The following is a 20,956-nucleotide window of genomic DNA, read 5'->3' on the forward strand; positions in this document are numbered from 1 at the left end:
TGAACACGCAGTCGTTTCAGGTGTATCGTCGCGGCCATTGACATCGGCCGCATCGTCCTCCACGTCAGGCGCAAATGTCTTTCGCTTTTTTGCAAAGAGGCTGCCGGCAATGACCGGGTACTTTTCCTCTCCCTTCCCCCGCCGCAAATCGGTCGGCGTGGATGTCGGCGGCGTGATCGTCGGCGGCGATGCCCCGGTGGTCGTCCAGTCGATGACCAACACCGACACGGCCGATATCGACCAGACGGTAGCGCAGGTCGCAGCACTCCATCGCGCCGGCTCGGAAATCGTGCGCATCACGGTCGACCGTGACGAGAGCGCGGCCGCAGTGCCGAAGATCCGCGAGCGGCTGGAGCGGCTGGGCGTCAACGTACCGCTGGTGGGCGACTTCCACTATATCGGCCACAAGCTTTTGGCTGACCACCCGGCGTGCGCCGAAGCGCTGGCGAAGTACCGCATCAATCCCGGCAATGTCGGCTTCAAGGACAAGAAGGACAAGCAGTTCGCCGACATCGTCGAAATGGCGATAAGGCACGACAAGCCGGTGCGCATCGGCGTCAATTGGGGCTCGCTCGACCAGGAACTGCTGACGAGCCTGATGGACGAGAACCAGGCCAAGGGCTCGCCCATGACCGCGCAGGAAGTGACGCGCGAGGCGATCGTGCAGTCGGCGCTGATCTCCGCGGACCTCGCGGAAGAAATCGGCCTTGGGCGCGACAAGATCATCCTCTCGGCCAAGGTCAGCCAGGTGCAGGACCTGATCGCTGTCTACACCATGCTCGCGTCGCGCTCCGACCATGCGCTGCATCTCGGCCTTACCGAGGCGGGCATGGGCACCAAGGGCATTGTGGCGTCGTCGGCGGCCATGGGCATCCTGCTGCAGCAGGGCATTGGCGACACGATCCGCATCTCGCTGACGCCGGAGCCCGGCGGCGACCGCACCCGCGAGGTGCAGGTGGCGCAGGAACTGCTGCAGACCATGGGTTTTCGGCAGTTCATCCCCATCGTCGCGGCGTGCCCTGGCTGCGGCCGCACCACGTCGACCGTCTTCCAGGAGCTGGCACAGAACATTCAGGCCGACATCCGCAAGAACATGCCGGTGTGGCGCGAGAAATATCCGGGCGTCGAGGAACTGAAGATCGCGGTGATGGGCTGCATCGTCAATGGGCCGGGCGAGTCGAAACATGCCGATATCGGCATCTCGCTGCCCGGCACGGGCGAAACGCCGGCCGCCCCTGTCTTCATCGACGGGCGCAAGGCCACCACGCTGCGCGGGCCGCAGATCGCCCAGGAATTTGAGAAGATGGTCGCCGACTACGTCGAGCAGCGCTTCGGCCGTAGCGGCAAGCAAGCGGCCGAATAGGCCATGCGCAAACTCGCCAAAGCGGCAGTGCTGCTTTGTGCGATGGTTTGGAGCGACGTGGCATCAGCCGATCCGCCGGGGCGGTCGCTGCCGGTCACGATTGGTCGCATCTGTGATCTCATCGAGAAGGAAGCCGACCGCAACCGCGTGCCGCGCAATTTCTTCGCCCGGCTGATCTGGAAGGAAAGCCGGTTCGATGCCAATGCGCTAAGCCCTGTGGGGGCGCAGGGCATAGCCCAGTTCATGCCGGGCACGGCCAAGCTGCGCGGCCTCGGCGACCCTTTCGACATCGACCAGGCCATTCCCGCATCGGCGAAATATCTGAGCGATCTCAAGCAGAGCTTTGGCAATTTCGGGCTGGCGGCCGCCGCCTACAATGCCGGCGAGAACCGCGTCTCGCGCTGGTTGACCCTCGGCGGTTTCCTGCCGCTCGAGACGGAAAGCTACGTGCTCGACATCATGGGCGAGCCTGCAGATACCTTCACCAACCGCGACTATGCCGGCAGCTTCCCGCCGCTAAAAGCAGGCAAGCCTTTCGGGGAAGCCTGCCGCCTCCTGCCCGTGATCCGCTCTGCCACCATCCCCATGGCCGCCATCAACATAAAGCCCTGGGGTGTGCAGGTGGCCGGCAATTTCCGCCGCGCCGCGGCAGTCAACCAGTGGCAAAGAGTGCAGTCGCAGTTTCCGGCATTGCTGAAGTCCTATGAGCCGGTGGTGAGCCGGGTGCGCACGCCGATGGGGCGGGCGGGTGTCTATGCCGTGCGCATCGGCGCTGACAACCGGGCCGATGCTAACAATATCTGCAGCAAGCTGCATAGCGCCGGCGGCTTTTGCGTGGTGATGCGCAACCGCTAGGGCGGTTTCTCCGATCACGTCTGTCTAGACCGGGCTTGTAATCGGGCCCGTTCCGTATTAGATAGCGAGTAGATAATTAGCTTCCTACATGTATGGCGACTACCTAATGACGGCAATCCCGGCACGTGAGCTGCTTCTTGACGAACTCTCCAAGGTGAGCCGCAAGATGCGCACGCTTTTCGACGCTCGCGTTCGCGAACGCGGGCTGACCCTGGCCCGGGCGCGCACCCTGATGCGCATCTCCGATGGCCAGGCCGTCAATCAGAAGGAACTCGCCGAGGAACTGGAGATCGAGAACGCGACTCTCGTGCGCCTGATCGATGGCCTGGAAACGCAGGGCCTGATCGAGCGGCGCGCGGTCGACACCGATCGGCGAGCCAAGCAAGTCGCCATGACGACGGCAGGCGAGGCCGCCGCCGATCTCGTCATGGAGATGGCGCGCGGACTCAGACGCGATCTGTTGGCCGGCATCGACGATGCCGACCTCGACGTGACCCTCGATGTCCTCCGTAGGATGGCGCAGAACATTGAGGGGTCAGGCACGGCCTGACCGTGAACGCATAAGATGAACATGTCCGCGCAAATAGCAGCGACCGCTGACGCGCCCGCAGAGCCGGAGACGCCACCCGCCCAACCTGCCGAACCCGCTCAACCTGCTCCTGCATCCGCAGCGTCTCCGTCGGCGGTTCTGACGATGCCGCCCCTGCGGGCCGCGGCCTACATCGCGGCCTCCTTCCTGCTCGCCATGACGCAAGGCCTCGGCATGAACATGCTGTCGGCGAATATCCCGCAGATCCAGGGTTCGCTTGGCGCCACGAACATGGAGGCAACCTGGCTGGTGGCGGCCTATATGGCGCCGAATGTCAGCATGTCATTGGCGCTGATCAGGATTCGCACCCAATACGGCCTGCGCAATTTCGCCGAGCTCAGCATTCTCGGCTTCGTGCTGGTCTGCGTGATGCACTTCTTCGTCTCGGACCTGAACAGCGCGATCATTGTGCGCTTCTTCAGCGGCGTGGCCGCTTCGCCCATGTCGTCGCTGGCGTTCCTCTACATGCTCGAGCCGTTTGCGCCGGCCAAGAAGCTCAATTTCGGGCTCTGCCTGTCGCTCACCAACACGGCCATCGGCGCCCCTCTAGCGAGGCTGGTTTCGCCGGGTCTCTTGGATATCGGCCCCTGGCACGGGCTGTTTACCTTCGAGCTGTCCTTCGCGCTGATGGCGTTCGGCGCCATCTACCTGCTTCCGCTGACGCCGCAGCCGCGCGCCAAGGTCATCACCAAAGTCGACATCGTCAGCTACCTGTTCATTGCCTTCGGCTTCGGATCGGCGGCAGTGGTGCTGGTGATGGGACGCCTTTATTGGTGGACCGAGGCCCCCTGGCTCGGCATGCTGCTGGCGTTCTCGATCGTCTGCCTGACCATCGCGGCGGTCATCGAACTCAACCGCCAGACGCCGCTCATCGACATTCGCTGGCTGGCCAGCCCCGAGATCGTCCATTTCACAGCCGCCTTGCTGACCTTCCGCCTGGTGCTTGCCGAGCAATCCTCGGTGTCGACCGGCTTCTTCCAGGCGCTCGGGCTGCAAAATCAGCAGATGGCGATGCTCTATTGGATCATCATCGGCTCGTCCGTCGTGGCGGGATTTGCCTGCGCGCTGGTCCTGAAGCCGGGGCGTGAGCCGACGATCCACGCCGTCGCGCTCACTTTGCTGATGGTCGGCGCCTACATGGACAGCCACTCCACCAACCTCACGCGGCCGGCAGAGATGTACCTCAGCCAGGCGATGATCGCCATGGCCGGCGCCCTGTTCCTGCCCACCGCGATGGCGGCCGGCCTGATGAACGCGCTGAAGAAGGGGCCGAACTACATCCTCTCCTTCATCATCGTGTTCCTGACCACGCAGAGCATAGGCGGCCTGCTCGGCTCGGCCATCTTCACCAGCTTCGTCACGCTGCGCGAAAAGTACCATTCCAACATTCTGGTCGAGCACATCAATCTCGGCGACCCGATGGTTGCCCAGCGCGTCGCCCAGCTCACCGGCGCCTATGGCAAGGTTCTCACCGACAAGACCCTGCTCAACGCCGAGGGTCTGGCCCTGCTCAACCAGCAGGCAACGCGCGAGGCCAATGTGCTGGCCTACAACGACGCTTTCCTGATGATCTCGATCATCTCGTTCATCGCCCTCGTGGCTCTGCTTATCCACATGGCTGCGATCCATCTTGCCCCGGCTGCCGCCGGCTCCGCGCAGGAATCTCCGCAGGCCGCTTAATTCGAACCGCCAAGATTGAAAGATGTTCAAGTTTATTCGTTCCACCGCCACCGTGCTTGCTGTTGTTCTGGGTATTGCCGGCCTGTCCCTGGTTCTTTACGCTTGGCGGCTGCCACCATTCACCGGCGGCGTACAGGTCACCGAAAACGCCTATGTGCGCGGCTACGTGACGATCGTCAGCCCCCAGCTCAGCGGCTATGTCACCGAAGTTCCGGTAAGTGACTATGAGACGGTGAAGGCTGGGCAGCTGCTGGTCCAGCTCGACAAGCGCATTTTCGAGCAGAAGCTCAAGCAGGCGCAGGCAACGCTTGCCAGCCAGAAAGCGGCACTCACCGGCTCGACCCAGCAAGAGCTGTCAGCCAAGGCCAACATTCAGGTCAGTGAAGCTCAGCTTGAAAGCAGCAATGCGGCACTCAAGCGAGCCCAGGCCAACTGGAACCGCGTCGAGCCGCTGGTGAAGAAGGGCGTCTCGACCGTGAGCGATTCGGATCAGGCTCGCGCCGCGCTGGATCAGGCTCGCGCCGCGGTCAGCCAGGGTGAAGCCGCGCTTGAGGTTGCGCACCAGCAGCTGGAAACGATCCTTGTAAACCGCGGCTCGCTGCAGGCGGCAGTCGCCAGCGCCGAGGCCGCCGTCAAGCTTGCCGACATCGACCTGCAAAACACGCGGATCGTGGCGCCGCGCGACGGCCGGCTCGGCGAGGTAGCGGTTCGCATCGGCCAGTACGTATCAGCCGGAACACAGCTGATGACCATCGTGCCCAAGGACGCCTGGGTGATCGCCAATTTCAAGGAAACGCAGATCCACGGCCTGACGATCGGTCAACAGGTTACCTTCACCGTCGATGCACTGGAGAACAGGACGATGCGCGGCCATGTGGAGCGGCTGTCGCCCGCTGCCGGCTCCGAGTTCAGCGTGCTGAAGCCCGACAACGCGACCGGCAACTTCACCAAGGTGGCGCAGCGGATTTCGGTGCGCATATCGGTCGATCCCGACCAGGATCACGTTGCCGATCTGGTGCCGGGCATGTCGGTGGTGGTCAGCGCCGGCAGCTGATCGAGCCGGCGCCTAAGCCGTCCTCGCCAGTTCCGTCGTCTCGCTCAGCCACGCGCCGATCTTGCGGCCGAGCCGGTCGGGCGACACGGGCTTGGGCAGGTAGTCGTCCATGCCGGCCTCGATGCACTTTTCGCGATCGCCCTTTAGCGCATGCGCCGTGACCCCGATGATCGGGGTGTGGGTGCTGTTCTTGGCCTCGATCTGACGAATGGCCTGGGCCGCCTCATAGCCATTCATCTCGGGCATCGAGACATCCATCAGCATGAGGCGCGGCTTGAAGCTGCGATACATCTCCACAGCCGTACGTCCGTTAGCGGCGATCTTGTAGCTCAAGCCTAGTCCGTCGAGAATCTGGCCGAAAACAAGCTGGTTCACCTCATTGTCCTCGGCGACGAGGATATCGAGCGGGGTGGCGGTCGCGGCCACATGCGGGGCTTCGCGTTCGGGCGCGGCGGCGCGCAGCAGCGTCAGGGTTGAGGCAAACTCCTGCCGCTGGATCGTCGGCTGGACCGGCTGTGCGGGCTGCGCCGGCTCACGCACGAAGGCGGCCTTGCCGGCCTGCACGCGCGCCTTCTGGATAGCCCCGATGACGGTTCCGAGCAGTACGGCCGAACGCGCCGGCTTGGTGAGATGGGCGGCGATGCCGAAGTCGATGACGAGGCGGCCAAAATCGATCTGATCGACCGACGTGAGCAACACGACCGGGATGGATGATAGGCGGCTGTCCGACGACATAGCCTTGGCGACGTCCGCGCCGTTCATGCCGGGCATCTGGTAGTCGAGGATGACGCAGTCCACCCGCGCGCCGAGCTGGAAAGCACGGTCGAGGAAGGCAAGGCCCAGAGCGCCACTTTCGGCAGCGGCGCAGTCGAAGCCCCAGCTGCGCAGCTGTTCGAGCAGGATTTCGCGGTTGACCGGATTGTCGTCGATGACGAGCACGCGCGCGCCGGTGACGTCGGTCGGCACATTGTCGCTGTTGTCGGTCAAGGCATGGACCGGCAGCGGCACTGTGAACCAGAACACCGAGCCGCGCCCGACTTCGCTTTCGAGGCCGATCTTGCCGCCCATCAGATCGACCAGGCGGGCGGCGATGGCGAGCCCGAGGCCGGTGCCTTCATGGCGGCGCGTCGAGGAGCCGTCGACCTGCGCGAATTTCTCGAACACGGTCTGCAGCTTGTCGGCGGGGATGCCGATGCCGGTATCTTCGACCCGCACCCGAAGCTGCACGACATTGTCGACAGCTTCGCCGCTCACGTCGATCAGCACATGGCCTTTCTCGGTGAACTTCACCGCATTGCCCAGCATATTGGTGATGATCTGGCGGAAGCGCCCCACGTCACCGATGACGCCCGCCGGCAGGCGCGGATCGATGCGCACGATCAGCTCGAGATTCTTTTCTGCCACGCGCGCGGAGATCAGCGTGGCGACGTCCTCCACGGCTTCGGCGATGTTGAAGGGCGCCGGATCTAGGGTCAGCTGGCCTGCATTGATCTTCGAGAAATCGAGGATGTCGTTGATGATCGTCAGCAGCGCATTGCCGGATTTCACGATCACGTCGGTGAATGTCTTCTGACGGGGCGTCAGTTCGGTGCGGGCCAGCAACTCGGCCATGCCAAGCACGCCGTTCATCGGGGTGCGGATTTCATGGCTCATATTGGCCAAGAATTCCGACTTGGCGCGGTCGGCCGCTTCGGCCTGCATCAGCGCCCGTCTGGATTCGGCGAAGGCGCGGCGGATCGCCTTTTCCATCGGCCGGAAGATCCAGAAGGCGACCAGCGCCAGCACTGCGATCATCAGCACGCTTGCATAGGACAGTATCTGGTCGCTGCGCCGTTCGGCAAGCGCGCGCTCCTGGTCGAGCGCGGCGCGGGCGCGGATGAGCATGGGCTGCACGAACAGATTGTTCTGGTTGCGGATTTCGCGACTGCTCCACTCGTCGATCTTGCTGATGCCGGCGAGCAGCCCAAGGTTGCGCACCATGTCACGAGCCGACCAGAACAGGTCGCCGTTCACCGACGCGCCGTCGAGATTGTCGATGGTCGAGGCCGACAGGTCCGGCCGGATCCCGGCCAGCGCATCGCTTAGTGCCTCTATCTGCGCCGTCAGCCGCGTGGCGTGGCCGCTGGCCGCGTTGCCGAGTTCCACGCGAGTATCTTCGCGCCAGGCGCCCGTCGTCGTCTCGGCGAATGCGGTGGCGTTGTGCAGGTCACGCGCCAGGGTGGCGAGGTCGCCGCTGATGCGGTCGATCTCGTTGCGGACGGCGTTCGTGCCGCTTATCGCGTAGAGGATAATTCCAACGGATAGCGCAAAAACCAGCAAGCCCGACAGATACCGAACCCGGACTGAACGGATAAACGAGGAATAGTCGGGCACGCAGAAGCACTCCGAGCACAAAGGTACAATTTTACCGTGTCGGATTACGCTCGATTTACATTAAAAATTCGTTCAGCCTCTAAGGCTACGGAGCCGAATCTCCTACTTGCTCCGCTCGGCGATAAAACTTGCCGCCTGTCTGAGCAGATCGGCGCGCTCGCCATAGGGCTCGAGCAGCGCATGGGCCTGTGCGACCAGGCCGCGAAGCTGGGCGCGCGTCCAGTCTATGCCGTGAAGTGCTGCAAGCGTGGCCTTGCCCGCCGCGGCGTCCTTGCCCGTGGCCTTGCCCATGGTCTCGGCGTCGGCGGTAAGATCAAGCAGGTCGTCGGCAAGCTGGAAGGCAAGGCCGATGGCCGAGCCGAATTCGGCAAGCCTCTCTCGGTCCTCTTCCTGAGCCCCGGCCAGGATTGCGCCCGCCTCGCAAGCATAGCGGATCAGCGCGCCGGTCTTCATCGCCTGCAACCTGATGATCCCGGCTTCGTCGGGCGAGCTGCGTTCTGCTTCAAGGTCCAGGGCCTGGCCGCCGGCCATGCCTCCGGGGCCGGCTGCGCGGGCAAGACCCAGCACGAGCGCCAGTTTGCGCTCGGCGGGCAGAGCGGTTGCCGTGTCGGCAAGGATGTCGAAGGCGTAGGTGAGCAGGCTGTCGCCGGCCAGGATGGCGCTGGCCTCGTCAAAGGCCTTGTGCACGGTCGGCTGGCCGCGGCGCAGATCGTCGTCGTCCATCGCCGGCAGGTCGTCATGGATCAGCGAATAGCAATGCACGCATTCGAGTGCTGCCGCCACCCGCAGCGCAGCTTCCGCGTCTGCCTCGAACAGCGCCGCGCTTTCGAGCACCAGGAAAGGCCGCAGGCGCTTGCCGCCATTGAGAACGCCGTGCCGCATCGCCGAGAACAGCTGCTGCGGCCGGGCTATCTCGCCGGGCAGCAGCCTGTCGTCGAGCAGGCGCCGCAACAGGGCCTCGACTTGTTCCGCGCGAGCTTCGAGACGGGCTTCGAAAGGTATGGTGTCAGGGGCCATCATGGTCGGCACGGTTTACGTCAAACGTGGGCGGGGTCAAGCACGGCCTTGCCAAAACTCGTTTGTGATGGGGCTTAAGGAGGTGGATTGCCCCCTCAGGCGTTGCGCATCCGGCCAAGCGCTATTATGCCGAAGGGAGAGGGGACCAAGGGGCAGACGGCTTGGACGAACCGATGATCGATCCGGAAGCGCAAGGGCTCACTATGGCGCCGAGGCGAAGAACGATGTCGCTCGGTGACGCCCGTCTTTGGATTCGACGCGGCGTCGTGGCTGTCGTCTGCCTGGCGCTGGTGCCGATTGTCCTGACCTTCCTCTATCTGCCTCCCTTCGTTCATCCGGTTTCGACCCTGATGCTCAAGGACATCGTGTCGCTGCAGGGCTACGACCGGCAGTGGATTGCGATCGATGACGTTTCCCCTGTCCTCGCCCACTCGGTGATCATGTCGGAGGATGGGCAGTTCTGCTCGCACCGCGGCATCGACTGGGGCGAGCTCAAGGGCGTCATCGACGATGCGCTAGCCGGCGAGGCGACGCGAGGGGCCTCGACGATCACCATGCAGACGGTCAAGAATCTCTTCCTCTGGCCGGGCCGTTCGATGATCCGCAAGGGGCTGGAAGTGCCGCTGGCGGTGTATTTCGACGCGGTATTGCCCAAGAAGCGGATCATGGAGATCTATCTCAACATCGCCGAATGGGGGCCGGGCATCTATGGCATCGAGGCGGCGGCCCAGCACCATTTCGGCGTCTCGGCCAGCAAGCTGACGGCCCGCCAGGCGGCCTTGCTGACGGTGGCCCTGCCCAATCCCATCGACCGCAACCCGGCCAAGGCCGGCCCAGGCCTGAAGCGTGTCGCCAATGTCGTTCAGCGCCGCGCTTCGCGCGCGGGAGGCTATGTCGGCTGCGTGGAATAGCGCCTGGCCGCAAGGGTTCTCAAAGTTCGGGCGAGATTTCCCGGCGGCGTCTCGAAAAAAAATATCGGTGACGCTGGCCTTTTGCCGGATAGGTGTGTATAGCCACGCCACTTATCTCAGATTCCGGCCCGAGACGTGCGGCCCTTTCACGAGGGCAGACGGGGTCTTTACGATGGATGGAGCACTTCCATGGCTGTGCCAAAACGAAAAACCTCGCCGTCCAAGCGCGGCATGCGCCGTTCGGCCGATGCGCTGAAGGCCCCGACCTATGTCGAGGACAAGAACTCGGGCGAAATGCGCCGCCCGCACCACATCGACCTGAAGACCGGCATGTATCGCGGCCGCCAGGTTCTGACGCCGAAGGAAAGCTGAGAAGCTTCCAAGCGCGTCTAGCGAACAGAAAAAGGACCGGTCTCGCACCGGTCCTTTTTGTTTGTCTGCAGCCAAGCGGGATCGCTTGGCGTGGCACAAATGCGGCTGAAGCAACGAGATGGAGCGGATCAGGGGCATCCGTCAGGATGACCACCGCTCCAAGGTTTGTTGAGGGCTGGCGACAGCCACCTCAGCCGCCGTCAGCTTCGAAGCCAGCCGCCACGATGCCGGCAATGGCCGCAAGCTCGTCATTGTCGGACGTATCGCCGGTGATGCCGACGGCACCGATGATCTGGCCGCCCGACCGCACGAGCACGCCGCCGGGCACCGGTACCACCTTGCCGCCGCTCACGCCCGACAGGCCTTCCATGAAATGCGGGCGCTCCTTGGCGAGAAGTTCTAGCTTCCGCGAGCCCATGCCGACCGCCAGCGCGCCGTACGCCTTGCCCGACGCGATCTCGAAACGCAGCATGGACGAGCCGTCCTGCTTCTGGAAGGCGATCACATGACCGCCGGCGTCGAGCACCACGACCGACAGCGGCTTGAGGTCGGCTTCCTTGGCCTTTGCGAATGCGGCCTCGATGATTGCGTTGGCTTTTGCGAGCGTAATCGGGCTCATGAAATTCTCCAGTTGGCTTCCGTCGGCAGAATCGCTTGTCTGATGTAGCGATACACTGATCTGCGTTGAAGTTGATTGCGAATTCGCGACCGGGTTGGTCGGCGAGCCATTGCTCACGCGAGCGGACGCGAAGGCGCCGACGTTGCCTGAGGAGGAAAACGCTACGGAGATGTCGGCTTTTGGTCGGGCGCTGGCCCTGCCGGGTCCCCGCTCCCTGCGGCAGCGTCGCGGTCCGTCCCTGCCCTCCGCTATGGCTCCGGGCGTTCGTCGTTCAAAAAGCCAAACCGTTGGCTCGGCACGGCCCTGCCGGGTCCCCGCTGCCTACGGCAGCGTCCCGGCGTTCGCGCCCTTCGAAACGTCCAGCGGACGTTTCGATCCGCCCATAGGGCGGACCGGGCGCTCACCCCATCGAATCGATCTTGCGCTGCATGGCAGCGATCTGTTCCTTCAGCTCCTGAAGGTCGTCCGTCTTTTCGGGCTTCTTCTCGCTCTCGGGCTGCGCGCCTTGCGGGAAGGCGGTGAACATGCGCATGGCGTTCTGGAACATTTCCATGTTGCGGCGCGTCTGTTCTTCCAGCGCCTGCATGGGGTTGAGCTTCATCATGTCCATCGGCGTCTTGCCGAAGGCGGCCTTCATCTGCTCGCGAAACCGTTCCTGCTCCTTGGCGAAGGCGGCCATGGACTGCTCGAGGAAGCTCGGCACGATCATCTGCATCTGGTCGCCGTAGAAGGCGATCAGCTGGCGCAGGAAGGGGATGGGCAGCATGTTCTGCCCGTCCTTGTTCTCCAACTCGAAAATGATCTGGGTAAGGACCGAATGGGTGATGTCCTCGCCGGTCTTGGCATCCTGCACGCTGAACTCTTCGCCCTTCTTGACCATCTCGGCGAGGTCTTCGAGCGTCACATAGGTGCTGGTCCCCGTATTGTAGAGGCGGCGGTTGGCGTATTTCTTGATCACCACCGGATCGTCTTTTGCGGGCATCGACTTCCTCCCCGGAGACCGGTGTGCCCTGAGAAGCAGCCGGCAACGATTGTGCTTCGGGGCAGGATATGCGCAAAGCTGCTGCAATTCCAAGAAGTTTGTGCAGTGCGGGATCATTCGGGCGCGAAAGATCGTGTTGAACGGTGTCGCGAGCGGCGACCGGCCCGGTTCGGGCCATTTCCAATTTGACTCGGGTCTGGGAAAGGGCAAGAAAAGTCGACGGAGAGAACCTTGCGGCAACCCATTCTGGAGACGAAAATGTCAGCCTCGAACGCAATCGTAATTGCCAGTGCCGCCCGCACCCCGGTCGGCTCCTTCAACGGCTCCTTCGCCACCATGCCTGCCCATGAGCTTGGGGCTGTCGTGATCCGGGAAGTGCTTGGACGTGCATCGGTCGAAGCTCAGGAAGTGGACGAGGTCATCCTAGGCCAGGTGCTGCAGGCAGGGCAGGGCCAGAATCCGGCCCGGCAGGCCTCCATCGGCGCCGGCCTGCCCAAGGAGACGACCGCCTGGAGCCTCAACCAGGTCTGCGGCTCGGGCCTGCGCGCCATCGCGCTCGGCATGCAGCAGATCGCGACCGGCGACGCGAAGATCATCGTTGCCGGCGGCCAGGAATCGATGTCGCTGGCGCCGCATTGCCAGTATCTGCGCGCGGGCGTGAAGATGGGCGACTATTCGATGATCGATACGATGATCAAGGACGGTCTGTGGGACGCCTTTAACGGCTACCACATGGGCATCACCGCCGAGAACGTCGCGCGCCAGCACCAGATCACCCGCGAGGATCAGGACGCCTTCGCGCTCGCCTCGCAGAACAAGGCCGAGGCCGCGCAGAAGGCCGGCAGGTTCAAGGACGAGATCGTCCCGGTCACGGTCAAGTCGCGCAAGGGCGACACGATCGTCGAGCATGACGAATACATTCGCCACGGTGCGACGCTCGAGGCCATGCAGAAGCTCAAGCCCGCCTTCGACAAGGAAGGCACGGTGACGGCGGCCAACGCCTCCGGCATCAATGACGGCGCCGCAGCCGTTGTGCTGATGACCGAAGAAGAGGCCGCACGTCGCGGCATCAAGCCGCTCGTGCGCATCGTTTCCTGGGCGACGGCGGGCGTCGACCCGAGCATCATGGGCACCGGGCCGATCCCGGCTTCGCGCAAGGCCTTGGAGAAGGCCGGATGGAAGCCGGAGGATCTCGATCTGGTCGAGGCCAACGAGGCCTTCGCCGCCCAGGCCTGCGCCGTCAACAGGAGCATGGGCTGGAACCCGGATCTCGTAAACGTCAATGGCGGCGCGATCGCCATCGGCCACCCGATCGGCGCCTCGGGCGCACGCATCTTCAACACGCTGGTCTACGAGATGGGCCGGCGAGGGGCCAAGAAGGGGCTCGCCACCCTATGCATAGGCGGCGGCATGGGCGTGGCCATGTGTGTCGAAGCACTTTGATAGAGGGATTGACGGGCGGCTGAGGCCGCCCGTTTCGTTTTAGGCCCCAGGGAACGGGCTGTGACTGTCAACTAAAACAATGGGAAGGCAACGTCATGACCAGAACTGCAATCGTCACCGGCGGGTCGCGCGGCATAGGTGCTGCGATCTCCATTGCGTTGAAAAATGCCGGCTACAAAGTAGCGGCCAACTATGCCGGCAATGATGAAGCGGCGGCGAAGTTCAGTCAGGAGACGGGCATTCCGGTCTACAAATGGTCGGTCGCCGATTACGATGCATGCGCGGCGGGCCTCTCGAAGGTCGAGGCCGATCTCGGCCCCATCGACATTTTGGTCAACAATGCGGGCATCACCCGCGATGCCATGTTCCACAAGATGACCCGCGAGCAGTGGAACGAGGTGATCGGTACCAATCTCAACGGCGTCTTCAACATGACCCATCCCCTTTGGAGCGGCATGCGCGACCGCAGGTTCGGCCGGGTGATCACCATCTCTTCCATCAACGGGCAGAAGGGTCAGGCCGGCCAGGCCAACTACTCCGCCTCCAAGGCCGGTGATATCGGCTTCACCAAGGCGCTGGCGCAGGAGGGCGCGCGGGCGGGCATCACCGTAAACGTCATCTGCCCCGGCTATATCGGTACCGACATGGTGATGGCCGTGCCCGAGAAGGTGCGCGAGGCAATCGTTGCGCAGATCCCCGTGGGGCGCCTCGGCGAGCCAGAAGAAGTCGCGCGCTGCGTCCTGTTCCTCGCCTCCGACGAGGCCGGCTTCATCACCGGCTCGACGATTACCGCCAATGGCGGCCAGTATTTGTCGTGAGCCGGCGGCATTGGCATGTGCCCGGCATACAAGGAAAAACGGCGCCCGAGGGCGCCGTTTTTATTTGGGGCTTGGCTGCCCTCAATCTTTCTCGAACAGCGTCTTGTGCGCAATGCCCGCGAGCAGAGCGCCGACCATAGGAGCGACCCAGAACAGCCAGAGCTGCTGCAGCGCCCAGCCGCCGACGAACAGGGCCGGACCGGTCGACCGGGCCGGATTGACCGAGGTGTTGGTCACCGGGATCGAGATCAGATGGATCAGGGTCAGCGCTAGGCCGATGGCGATGCCGGCAAAGCCGGCGGGGACACGGCCGTGGGTGGCGCCGAGGATGATCATCACGAACAGGAAGGTCAGCACGACCTCCATCAGCAGCGCCGAGCTCAACGGGTAGCCGCCCGGGGAGTGCTCGCCATAGCCGTTTGCCGCAAAGCCGTTGGCGAGCGTGAAGTCTGCCTTGCCGCTGGCGATGACGTAAAGAACGGTCGAAGCAATGATCGCGCCGACCACCTGCGCGATTATGTAAGGAACCAGGTCCCGGGCCGGCAGGCGGCCGGCAACCGTCAACCCGACCGACACGGCCGGATTGAAATGGCCGCCGGAGATTCCGCCGACCGCATAGACCATCGTCAGGACTGTCAACCCGAACGCCAACGCAACGCCAGCGAACCCGATGCCGAGACCGGGGTATGCCGCGGCGAGAACGGCACTGCCGCAACCACCGAATACAAGCCAGAAAGTGCCGAGGAGTTCGGCCAACAAACGTTTGGACATTGTCTAGCCTCCTGATGCCAAGCCTTGAAAAGGAGTCATGAAATCGGCACGAAGACAATGCGGTCCAGGCCAGTGCTCGACTGCTCGAGGCAATTGTCACAATTATTTCGCTATAGAGGGCCGTGATCTTGCCGATCTTTCGATTTGTTGTGCCGAAATGAGGCGATATTGTTAACGCGACGCGACGCAGTTGTCGGTCGAGGCGGGGCGGTTCGGCGGCGATTGGTATGTGGCTCTGCCCGTGTCGCAACATGTAGCGGTGAACAAAGCGGGAAACGGCCCCTATCAGCGATTCGTCGCTGCTTCGTTCTTCCTTTGGCCGGAACGTTAACGCGGACTGCGACAGATGCCGCCTGCTGCGGCAATCTCTGCTTAATCTCCGTAAAGGATTTACTTGCGCCGGCTTGCCGGGAACTGGGTCGGAGACAGGGCCGCGCCAAAGGTTAATACCTGCGGCGAAGAAGCGGCAAAAGGGCGGTTCTCCGATTCAGCATATGGATGCGCAAATCCTGTCAAGGCGCACATCTAGTGGTGAACAAAAGGGGAAAAGATGGGAATCAGCGATTCGTCGCCGATTCGTTCCTCCTTTGGCCGATCCGTTAATGCGGATTGCGCTAAGCCTCGATGGAGGCGCTATAAAATCGTTATATTTCAATCTGTTAATGTGCTTTTCAGCTAGTGCAACGGCGAGCGGTCGATGCCGATGTCGGCGCGCTGTCCTCGCCGATTCAGCATGTGGTGTGATGGGCGCCGATTCCGCCTAGATGTGGCCGTGAACAAAAGCTGAATCTAATGGAGTCAGCGATTCGTCGCCGATTCGTTCCAGAGTCGTTCCAGCCGTCAAATTGCCGAAGATTTAGGGCTTTTGTTTCCGGGCCCAAGCCACTATCTGTCGTTATCAAAGCGACCCGATCATGAGTTCATCGTCCTCGCCTCAAGAAAGCCGCCTGTCCTGCTCCGCCGGATGCCAGCTTAACGTCGAGCCAGAAAGGCCGCCCAGCTCCCGATGAATATGCATCCGAAGCAGAATGCCCCGCTCGTCCTTTCCGGGCGTGACGTGACGGCTGTGCTGGGGCCGACCAATACCGGCAAGACGCATCTGGCGATCGAGCGCATGGTGGCGCATGAGAGCGGTGTCATCGGCCTGCCGCTCAGGCTGCTCGCGCGCGAGGTCTACACCCGCGTCTGCGAGAAAGTGGGCGCCCACAACGTTGCGCTCGTCACCGGCGAAGAGAAGATCATCCCGCCCACGGCGCGCTATTCGGTCTGCACGGTCGAGGCGATGCCACGCGAGACCAATGCCGCCTTCGTCGCCATCGACGAAGTGCAACTGGCCAACGATCTCGAGCGCGGCCACATCTTCACCGACCGCATCCTGCATCTGCGCGGCAAGCAGGAAACGCTGCTCTTGGGTGCGGCCACCATGCGCGGCATCCTGGAAAAGCTACTGAAGGGCATTTCGGTGGTGACGCGGCCGCGCCTGTCGCATCTTGCCTATGCCGGCTCCAAGAAGCTGACGCGCCTGCCGCGCCGCTCGGCCATCGTCGCCTTCTCGGCCGACGAGGTCTATGCCATCGCCGAGCTCATCCGCCGCCAGCGCGGTGGGGCAGCTGTCGTGCTGGGCGCGCTTTCGCCCCGCACCCGCAACGCCCAGGTGGCGCTCTACCAGTCCGGCGACGTCGACTATCTGGTCGCCACCGATGCCATCGGCATGGGTCTCAACCTCGATGTCGACCATGTTGCCTTCGCCCAGAACCGCAAATTCGACGGTTTCCAGTTCCGCAACCTGACAGCTTCGGAGCTTGGCCAGATCGCAGGCCGCGCCGGCCGCCACATGCGCGACGGCACCTTTGGCGTCACCGGCCAGGTCGATCCCTTCGACGAGGAGTTGGTCGAAAAAATCGAGGCGCATGATTTCGATCCGGTGAAGGTGCTGCAATGGCGCACCGCCCAGTTCGATTTCGCCAGCATCGATGCGCTCAAGCGCTCCATCGACACGATTGCACCCGTTGAGGGGCTGACGCGGGCGCTCCCGGCGGTCGACGCCCAGGCGCTCGAGCATCTGTCGCGCGATTCCGACATTACCCGGCGCGCCAGCCGCCGCGATCGCGTGGCCCTGCTGTGGGATGTCTGTGCGCTGCCGGACTACCGCCGCATCGCGCCGGCGCAGCATGCCGATCTCGTCGCCTCGATCTTCGTCGATATTGCCGATCGCGGCCATGTCGACGAGAATTACATGGCCGAACAGGTCCGCCGCGCCGATACGACGGACGGCGATATCGATACGCTGTCACACCGCATTGCCCAAATCCGCACCTGGACCTATGTGTCAAACCGCCCTGGCTGGTTGGCCGATCCGCTACATTGGCAGGAAAAGACACGGGAAATCGAAGACAGATTGTCCGATGCACTGCATGAACGGTTGACGAAACGCTTCGTAGATCGCAGGACTTCCGTCCTCATGCGCCGCCTTAGAGAAAATACAATGCTAGAAGCCGAAATCAGCTCAACCGGAACCGTCCTCGTCGAAGGCCATCACGTCGGGGAATTGCAAGGATTCCGTTTCACGGCCGACCAGAGTGCGGGCGGCGAAGACGGCAAGGCCATCCGGGCAGCCGCGCAGAAGGCGCTCGGCGCCGAGTTCGAAACGCGTGCCGAGCGTTTCTCGGCCTGCGCCAATGGCGATCTTGCGCTGGGCTCCGACGGCACGCTGCGCTGGATCGGTGCGCCGATCGGCACGCTGGTGTCGACCGAGGATGCGCTGCGTCCGCGCGTCATCCTGCTTGCCGACGAGCAACTGACCGGCCCCGCCCGCGACAAGGTCGCGGCTCGCGCCGAACGCTTCGTCAATTTCCAGATCGAGACCGCGCTGAAGCCGCTGTTCGACCTGCGCGGCGCCGAGCAGTTGACCGGCATTGCGCGCGGCATCGCCTTCCAGCTCGTCGAGAATTTCGGCCTGATCAACCGTCGCGACATCGCGGAGGAGATCAAGTCGCTCGACCAGGAGGGCCGCGCCAGCCTGCGTCGGCTGGGCGTGCGCTTCGGCGCCTACCATATCTTCGTGCCGACCCTGCTCAAGCCCGGCCCGGCCGGTCTCATTACGCTGCTATGGGCGCTGAAGAACGACGGCAAGGACAAGCCCGGCTTTGGCGACGTGGTGCATGCACTGGCCGCCGGTCGCACTTCGGTGGTGGTCGATCCCGCCTTCGACAAGGCCTTCTACAAGCTCGCCGGCTTCCGCATGCTCGGTCGCCGCGCCGTGCGCGTCGACATTCTGGAACGTCTGGCCGACCTCATCCGCCCGGCGCTGGCCTGGAAGGCCGGCATTGGCGCGCGTCCGGACGGCGCCTTTGACGGCAGCGCCTTCCTGGTGACGCCGGCCATGATGTCGATCCTCGGCGCCACCGCCGACGACATGGAAGAAATCCTCAAAGGCCTGGGCTATCGCGCCGACGCCAAGCCCGCAGCCGATGTGAAGGCCAAGCTCGAGGCGCTCGACGAGACCGCCCGTCAGGCCGCTGCCGCGGAAGCGGCACGGAAGGCGGCTGCCGAGCAGGCTGCCGCGGCTCCGGAGGGCGAGGCACCTGCGGCGGAAGGCGAAGCACCTGCGGCGGAAGCTGCAGAAGCGGCTGTGGCCGATGCCGAGCCCGCCCAGCAAGCTGCCGAGGCAGTTGTAGCCGAGCGCGACGAACAGGCCGCTGCGCCAGCTTCCGAGCCCGTTGCCGAGGCTGTCCCAGAGGCTGCGGCTGCTGCTGAAGCGACTGCAGTCGCCGCGGCTGAACCGGCTGAGGCCGCGTCCGAAGCCGGCGAAGAGCCCAAGCCGATCCTGCTGTGGCGCGTTGCGCGCTTCGAGCAGCGTCCGCGCCACCGGCACGACAATCGCCAGCGTGGCGGCCAGGCCGAAGCGCGCGGCGATAACGCCAACCGGCGCAATGAGCAGCGTGGCGACGGCCAGGCGCGCGAAGGCGGCAAGGAACGGTTCGAACGCAAGTTCAACAAGGGCAAGCCCGGCGGCCGGCCGAACGGCGAGGGCGGGCGCCCCGACCGGCGCGACGATCGCGGCGGGAAGGCCCAGGGCAAGGGCGGTTTCCAGCAAAAGCCGCGTGAGGAGCGCCCCGTCCGCATCGATCCGGATTCGCCCTTCGCCAAGCTGGCTGCGCTGCGCGACCAGCTCAAGAAGTAGGTGTAGGCGTCGATGGCTGCCGAAGGTCGCCAGCGCATCGACAAATGGCTGTTCTTCTCGCGTGCGGTGAAATCGCGGTCCCTGGGCGCCAAGATCGCCCAGATGGGCCGCGTGCGCATCAATGGCGAGAAGACGAGCCAGGCAGCGGATTCCGTTAAGCCAGGTGACGTCCTGACCATCACGCTCGACCAGCGCATCCTGGTCTACAAGGTGCTGCTGCCGGGTACCCGGCGCGGCCCGGCCGAAGAGGCGCGGCTGCTCTACGAGGATCTGTCGCCGCCTCAGGCTGCCCGCGATCCGGCCTTGCCGGACGCTCTGGTGCCCGTGCGCGACGCCGGCAGCGGCCGCCCGACCAAGCGTCAGCGCCGTCAAATCGACCGATTGCGCGACAACTGAAGATCATCGGCGCGCGTCCTGGCGGGTTTGTGAAAAGACATTCCCCGATGTCGCCCTTATGCGACATGGCCGCCCTTGCAAGACCTTCGCAAAGCGGTTACCTGACCCCCATATTATCAGGAGTGGACCAGAGTCCCGGAGCAGCACCATGACCTATGTCGTGACCGACAATTGCATCAAGTGCAAATACATGGACTGCGTCGAGGTGTGTCCGGTCGACTGCTTCTACGAAGGCGAGAACATGCTCGTCATCCATCCGGACGAGTGCATCGACTGCGGCGTCTGCGAGCCCGAATGCCCCGCCGACGCCATCAAGCCCGATACCGAGCCCGGTCTTGAGAAGTGGCTTGAGGTCAATACCGAATACGCTTCGAAGTGGCCGAACATAACGTCCAAAAAGGACGCGCCTGCCGATGCCAAGGAATTCGACGGGGTCGAAGGCAAGTTCGAGAAATTCTTCTCGCCGGAGCCCGGCGAAGGAAACTGACAACTCGCCTGCGCGCGCTTGCCCTTCGCAATCCGCGCTCTAGATCACGAGTCGACATGACGGCCCTGCATCGCGGGGCTGCGCCCGCGCATGCGGCAAAATCTTGATTCTTTCAACTTTTTGTGGTAGGAAAGGGTCAACATGCCGCTGACACGCTGTCGATTTATGGCGCAACGCCCTAATCACTGAAAGGTGAACACGAACTTCGGACCAAGGTGACTTGGGCTGGGCAAACGCAATGCATGTCGTTTGCCGGTCCCCGGCTTCTTCCCGGAGCGCGTTTGCCTGTTTTGTCTTGCGGTATCCCGACTACACGGCCAGTTCGGCCGTGCAACAGGTGTGCCGGCCGAGCCGGCGCCACAAAAGGAGTTCAGGGCGTAATGGCAACCGCAACCACGCAGAAGAAATCCGCAGCAGGCCGTCACGGCTTCAAGACCGGCGAGTACATCGTCTATCCGGCACACGGCGTTGGCCAGATCATGGCGATCGACGAGCAGGAAGTGGCCGGCCACAAGCTGGAGCTCTTCGTCATCGATTTCCAGAAGGACAAGATGCGCCTGAAGGTGCCGGTCGCCAAGGCGACGTCGATCGGCATGCGCAAGCTGTCGGAGACGGACTATGTCGATCGTGCGCTGAAGGTGCTGCAGGGCCGCGCCCGCGTGAAGCGCACCATGTGGTCGCGCCGCGCGCAGGAATACGATGCCAAGATCAACTCCGGCGACCTGATCTCGATCTCGGAAGTCGTGCGCGACCTCTATCGCGCCGAGAACCAGCCCGAGCAGTCCTATTCCGAGCGCCAGCTTTATGAAGCCGCGCTGGACCGCATGGCCCGCGAGATCGCGGCCGTCAACCGCCTGTCGGAGACCGAGGCAGTGCGCATGATCGAGACCAACCTCGCCAAGGGCCCCAAGCGCGGCTCCAAGGCCGAGGCCGACAACGAGGAAACCGAGCAGGAAGAAGCGGCATAAGCCGCGCCTGCGAAGCTTTCACGGCTTTAAGAAACCCGGCGGCGACGCCGGGTTTTTTTGTTCGTGACCTGAGCA

General features: G+C 63.5%; 18 protein-coding genes. 13 read left to right on the forward strand and 5 right to left on the reverse strand.

Features of this window, described 5'->3' with window-relative positions; translation table 11 throughout:
* Window positions 1-109 precede the first annotated feature (109 nt).
* From ispG to C7I85_RS08225, 5 genes are all read left to right on the forward strand, one after another.
* Entirely contained in the window at window positions 110-1,363 is a 1,254-nt protein-coding gene (gene ispG, locus C7I85_RS08205; protein WP_106723468.1) for a flavodoxin-dependent (E)-4-hydroxy-3-methylbut-2-enyl-diphosphate synthase, read from the forward strand.
* 3 nt (window positions 1,364-1,366) lie between these two features.
* Window positions 1,367-2,218 carry a lytic transglycosylase domain-containing protein gene (locus tag C7I85_RS08210; RefSeq protein ID WP_106723469.1) on the forward strand — a complete coding sequence of 284 codons (852 nt, stop codon included), beginning with the start codon at window positions 1,367-1,369 and terminating at the stop codon, window positions 2,216-2,218.
* 106 nt (window positions 2,219-2,324) lie between these two features.
* Window positions 2,325-2,768 (forward strand): MarR family winged helix-turn-helix transcriptional regulator, encoded by a 444-nt coding sequence (locus C7I85_RS08215; protein ID WP_106723470.1) that lies wholly within the window; start codon window positions 2,325-2,327, stop codon window positions 2,766-2,768.
* 144 nt (window positions 2,769-2,912) lie between these two features.
* On the forward strand, window positions 2,913-4,487 hold the full coding sequence (locus C7I85_RS08220) for an MFS transporter (protein WP_106723471.1): 1,575 nt from the start codon (window positions 2,913-2,915) through the stop codon (window positions 4,485-4,487).
* Between the two features lie 22 nt (window positions 4,488-4,509).
* Window positions 4,510-5,541: an HlyD family secretion protein gene (locus tag C7I85_RS08225; RefSeq protein ID WP_106723472.1), complete on the forward strand. Its 1,032-nt coding sequence runs from the start codon at window positions 4,510-4,512 to the stop codon at window positions 5,539-5,541.
* 12 nt (window positions 5,542-5,553) lie between these two features.
* Here C7I85_RS08225 and C7I85_RS08230 read toward each other — a convergent pair whose 3' ends face one another.
* Together C7I85_RS08230 and C7I85_RS08235 are read right to left on the reverse strand one after the other, a co-directional pair.
* The gene (locus C7I85_RS08230; protein WP_106723473.1) at window positions 5,554-7,914 is read right to left on the reverse strand and encodes a response regulator; all 2,361 of its coding nucleotides are present in this window, start codon (window positions 7,912-7,914) and stop codon (window positions 5,554-5,556) included.
* Window positions 7,915-8,016: 102 nt separating this feature from the next.
* Window positions 8,017-8,934: a polyprenyl synthetase family protein gene (locus tag C7I85_RS08235; RefSeq protein WP_106723474.1), complete on the reverse strand. Its 918-nt coding sequence runs from the start codon at window positions 8,932-8,934 to the stop codon at window positions 8,017-8,019.
* Window positions 8,935-9,134: 200 nt separating this feature from the next.
* Between C7I85_RS08235 and mtgA the strand changes: the two genes are divergently transcribed.
* Both mtgA and rpmF read left to right on the forward strand, forming a co-directional pair.
* On the forward strand, window positions 9,135-9,842 hold the full coding sequence (gene mtgA / locus C7I85_RS08240; protein ID WP_181257125.1) for a monofunctional biosynthetic peptidoglycan transglycosylase: 708 nt from the start codon (window positions 9,135-9,137) through the stop codon (window positions 9,840-9,842).
* A 189-nt stretch (window positions 9,843-10,031) separates the two neighbouring features.
* On the forward strand, window positions 10,032-10,214 hold the full coding sequence (gene rpmF / locus C7I85_RS08245) for a 50S ribosomal protein L32 (RefSeq protein WP_008834724.1): 183 nt from the start codon (window positions 10,032-10,034) through the stop codon (window positions 10,212-10,214).
* Between the two features lie 190 nt (window positions 10,215-10,404).
* Here rpmF and C7I85_RS08250 read toward each other — a convergent pair whose 3' ends face one another.
* Window positions 10,405-10,833, reverse strand: coding sequence for a GlcG/HbpS family heme-binding protein (locus C7I85_RS08250; RefSeq protein ID WP_106723475.1), 429 nt, complete (start codon window positions 10,831-10,833; stop codon window positions 10,405-10,407).
* A gap of 400 nt (window positions 10,834-11,233) precedes the next feature.
* Window positions 11,234-11,815, reverse strand: a complete 582-nt coding sequence (gene phaR, locus C7I85_RS08255; protein WP_106723476.1) for a polyhydroxyalkanoate synthesis repressor PhaR — start codon at window positions 11,813-11,815, stop codon at window positions 11,234-11,236.
* 258 nt (window positions 11,816-12,073) lie between these two features.
* Between phaR and C7I85_RS08260 the strand changes: the two genes are divergently transcribed.
* On the forward strand, window positions 12,074-13,258 hold the full coding sequence (locus C7I85_RS08260) for an acetyl-CoA C-acetyltransferase (protein ID WP_106723477.1): 1,185 nt from the start codon (window positions 12,074-12,076) through the stop codon (window positions 13,256-13,258).
* A gap of 95 nt (window positions 13,259-13,353) precedes the next feature.
* Entirely contained in the window at window positions 13,354-14,076 is a 723-nt protein-coding gene (locus C7I85_RS08265) for a beta-ketoacyl-ACP reductase (RefSeq protein WP_106723478.1), read from the forward strand.
* 81 nt (window positions 14,077-14,157) lie between these two features.
* Here the strand turns inward: C7I85_RS08265 and aqpZ are convergent, their stop codons facing one another.
* Entirely contained in the window at window positions 14,158-14,847 is a 690-nt protein-coding gene (aqpZ, locus tag C7I85_RS08270) for an aquaporin Z (protein ID WP_106723479.1), read from the reverse strand.
* 1,006 nt (window positions 14,848-15,853) lie between these two features.
* Between aqpZ and C7I85_RS08275 the strand changes: the two genes are divergently transcribed.
* The 4 genes from C7I85_RS08275 (at window position 15,854) to C7I85_RS08290 (ending at window position 20,881) form a co-directional block, all read left to right on the forward strand.
* Window positions 15,854-19,030 carry a helicase-related protein gene (locus tag C7I85_RS08275; protein WP_106723480.1) on the forward strand — a complete coding sequence of 1,059 codons (3,177 nt, stop codon included), beginning with the start codon at window positions 15,854-15,856 and terminating at the stop codon, window positions 19,028-19,030.
* Between the two features lie 12 nt (window positions 19,031-19,042).
* Window positions 19,043-19,426, forward strand: a complete 384-nt coding sequence (locus C7I85_RS08280; RefSeq protein ID WP_106723481.1) for an RNA-binding S4 domain-containing protein — start codon at window positions 19,043-19,045, stop codon at window positions 19,424-19,426.
* Window positions 19,427-19,574: 148 nt separating this feature from the next.
* Window positions 19,575-19,913, forward strand: coding sequence for a ferredoxin FdxA (gene fdxA / locus C7I85_RS08285; RefSeq protein ID WP_106723482.1), 339 nt, complete (start codon window positions 19,575-19,577; stop codon window positions 19,911-19,913).
* Between the two features lie 380 nt (window positions 19,914-20,293).
* Entirely contained in the window at window positions 20,294-20,881 is a 588-nt protein-coding gene (locus C7I85_RS08290) for a CarD family transcriptional regulator (RefSeq protein WP_106723483.1), read from the forward strand.
* Window positions 20,882-20,956: the final 75 nt, after the last annotated feature.

The sequence above is a fragment of the Pseudaminobacter soli (ex Li et al. 2025) genome, assembly GCF_003012705.1.
GTDB lineage: Bacteria > Pseudomonadota > Alphaproteobacteria > Rhizobiales > Rhizobiaceae > Pseudaminobacter > Pseudaminobacter soli.

Bases quoted from the DNA above. Each gene is read 5' to 3' on its own strand.
- ispG (WP_106723468.1), top strand. From the start codon at position 110: ATGACCGGGTACTTTTCCTCTCCCTTCCCCCGCCGCAAATCGGTCGGC.
- C7I85_RS08265 (WP_106723478.1), top strand. From the start codon at position 13,354: ATGACCAGAACTGCAATCGTCACCGGCGGGTCGCGCGGCATAGGTGCT.
- C7I85_RS08220 (WP_106723471.1), top strand. From the start codon at position 2,913: ATGCCGCCCCTGCGGGCCGCGGCCTACATCGCGGCCTCCTTCCTGCTC.
- C7I85_RS08225 (WP_106723472.1), top strand. From the start codon at position 4,510: ATGTTCAAGTTTATTCGTTCCACCGCCACCGTGCTTGCTGTTGTTCTG.
- C7I85_RS08215 (WP_106723470.1), top strand. From the start codon at position 2,325: ATGACGGCAATCCCGGCACGTGAGCTGCTTCTTGACGAACTCTCCAAG.
- C7I85_RS08235 (WP_106723474.1), bottom strand. From the start codon at position 8,934: ATGATGGCCCCTGACACCATACCTTTCGAAGCCCGTCTCGAAGCTCGC.
- C7I85_RS08260 (WP_106723477.1), top strand. From the start codon at position 12,074: ATGTCAGCCTCGAACGCAATCGTAATTGCCAGTGCCGCCCGCACCCCG.
- C7I85_RS08275 (WP_106723480.1), top strand. From the start codon at position 15,854: ATGAATATGCATCCGAAGCAGAATGCCCCGCTCGTCCTTTCCGGGCGT.
- aqpZ (WP_106723479.1), bottom strand. From the start codon at position 14,847: ATGTCCAAACGTTTGTTGGCCGAACTCCTCGGCACTTTCTGGCTTGTA.
- C7I85_RS08290 (WP_106723483.1), top strand. From the start codon at position 20,294: ATGGCAACCGCAACCACGCAGAAGAAATCCGCAGCAGGCCGTCACGGC.
- fdxA (WP_106723482.1), top strand. From the start codon at position 19,575: ATGACCTATGTCGTGACCGACAATTGCATCAAGTGCAAATACATGGAC.
- C7I85_RS08210 (WP_106723469.1), top strand. From the start codon at position 1,367: ATGCGCAAACTCGCCAAAGCGGCAGTGCTGCTTTGTGCGATGGTTTGG.
- rpmF (WP_008834724.1), top strand. From the start codon at position 10,032: ATGGCTGTGCCAAAACGAAAAACCTCGCCGTCCAAGCGCGGCATGCGC.
- C7I85_RS08280 (WP_106723481.1), top strand. From the start codon at position 19,043: ATGGCTGCCGAAGGTCGCCAGCGCATCGACAAATGGCTGTTCTTCTCG.
- mtgA (WP_181257125.1), top strand. From the start codon at position 9,135: ATGGCGCCGAGGCGAAGAACGATGTCGCTCGGTGACGCCCGTCTTTGG.
- C7I85_RS08250 (WP_106723475.1), bottom strand. From the start codon at position 10,833: ATGAGCCCGATTACGCTCGCAAAAGCCAACGCAATCATCGAGGCCGCA.
- phaR (WP_106723476.1), bottom strand. From the start codon at position 11,815: ATGCCCGCAAAAGACGATCCGGTGGTGATCAAGAAATACGCCAACCGC.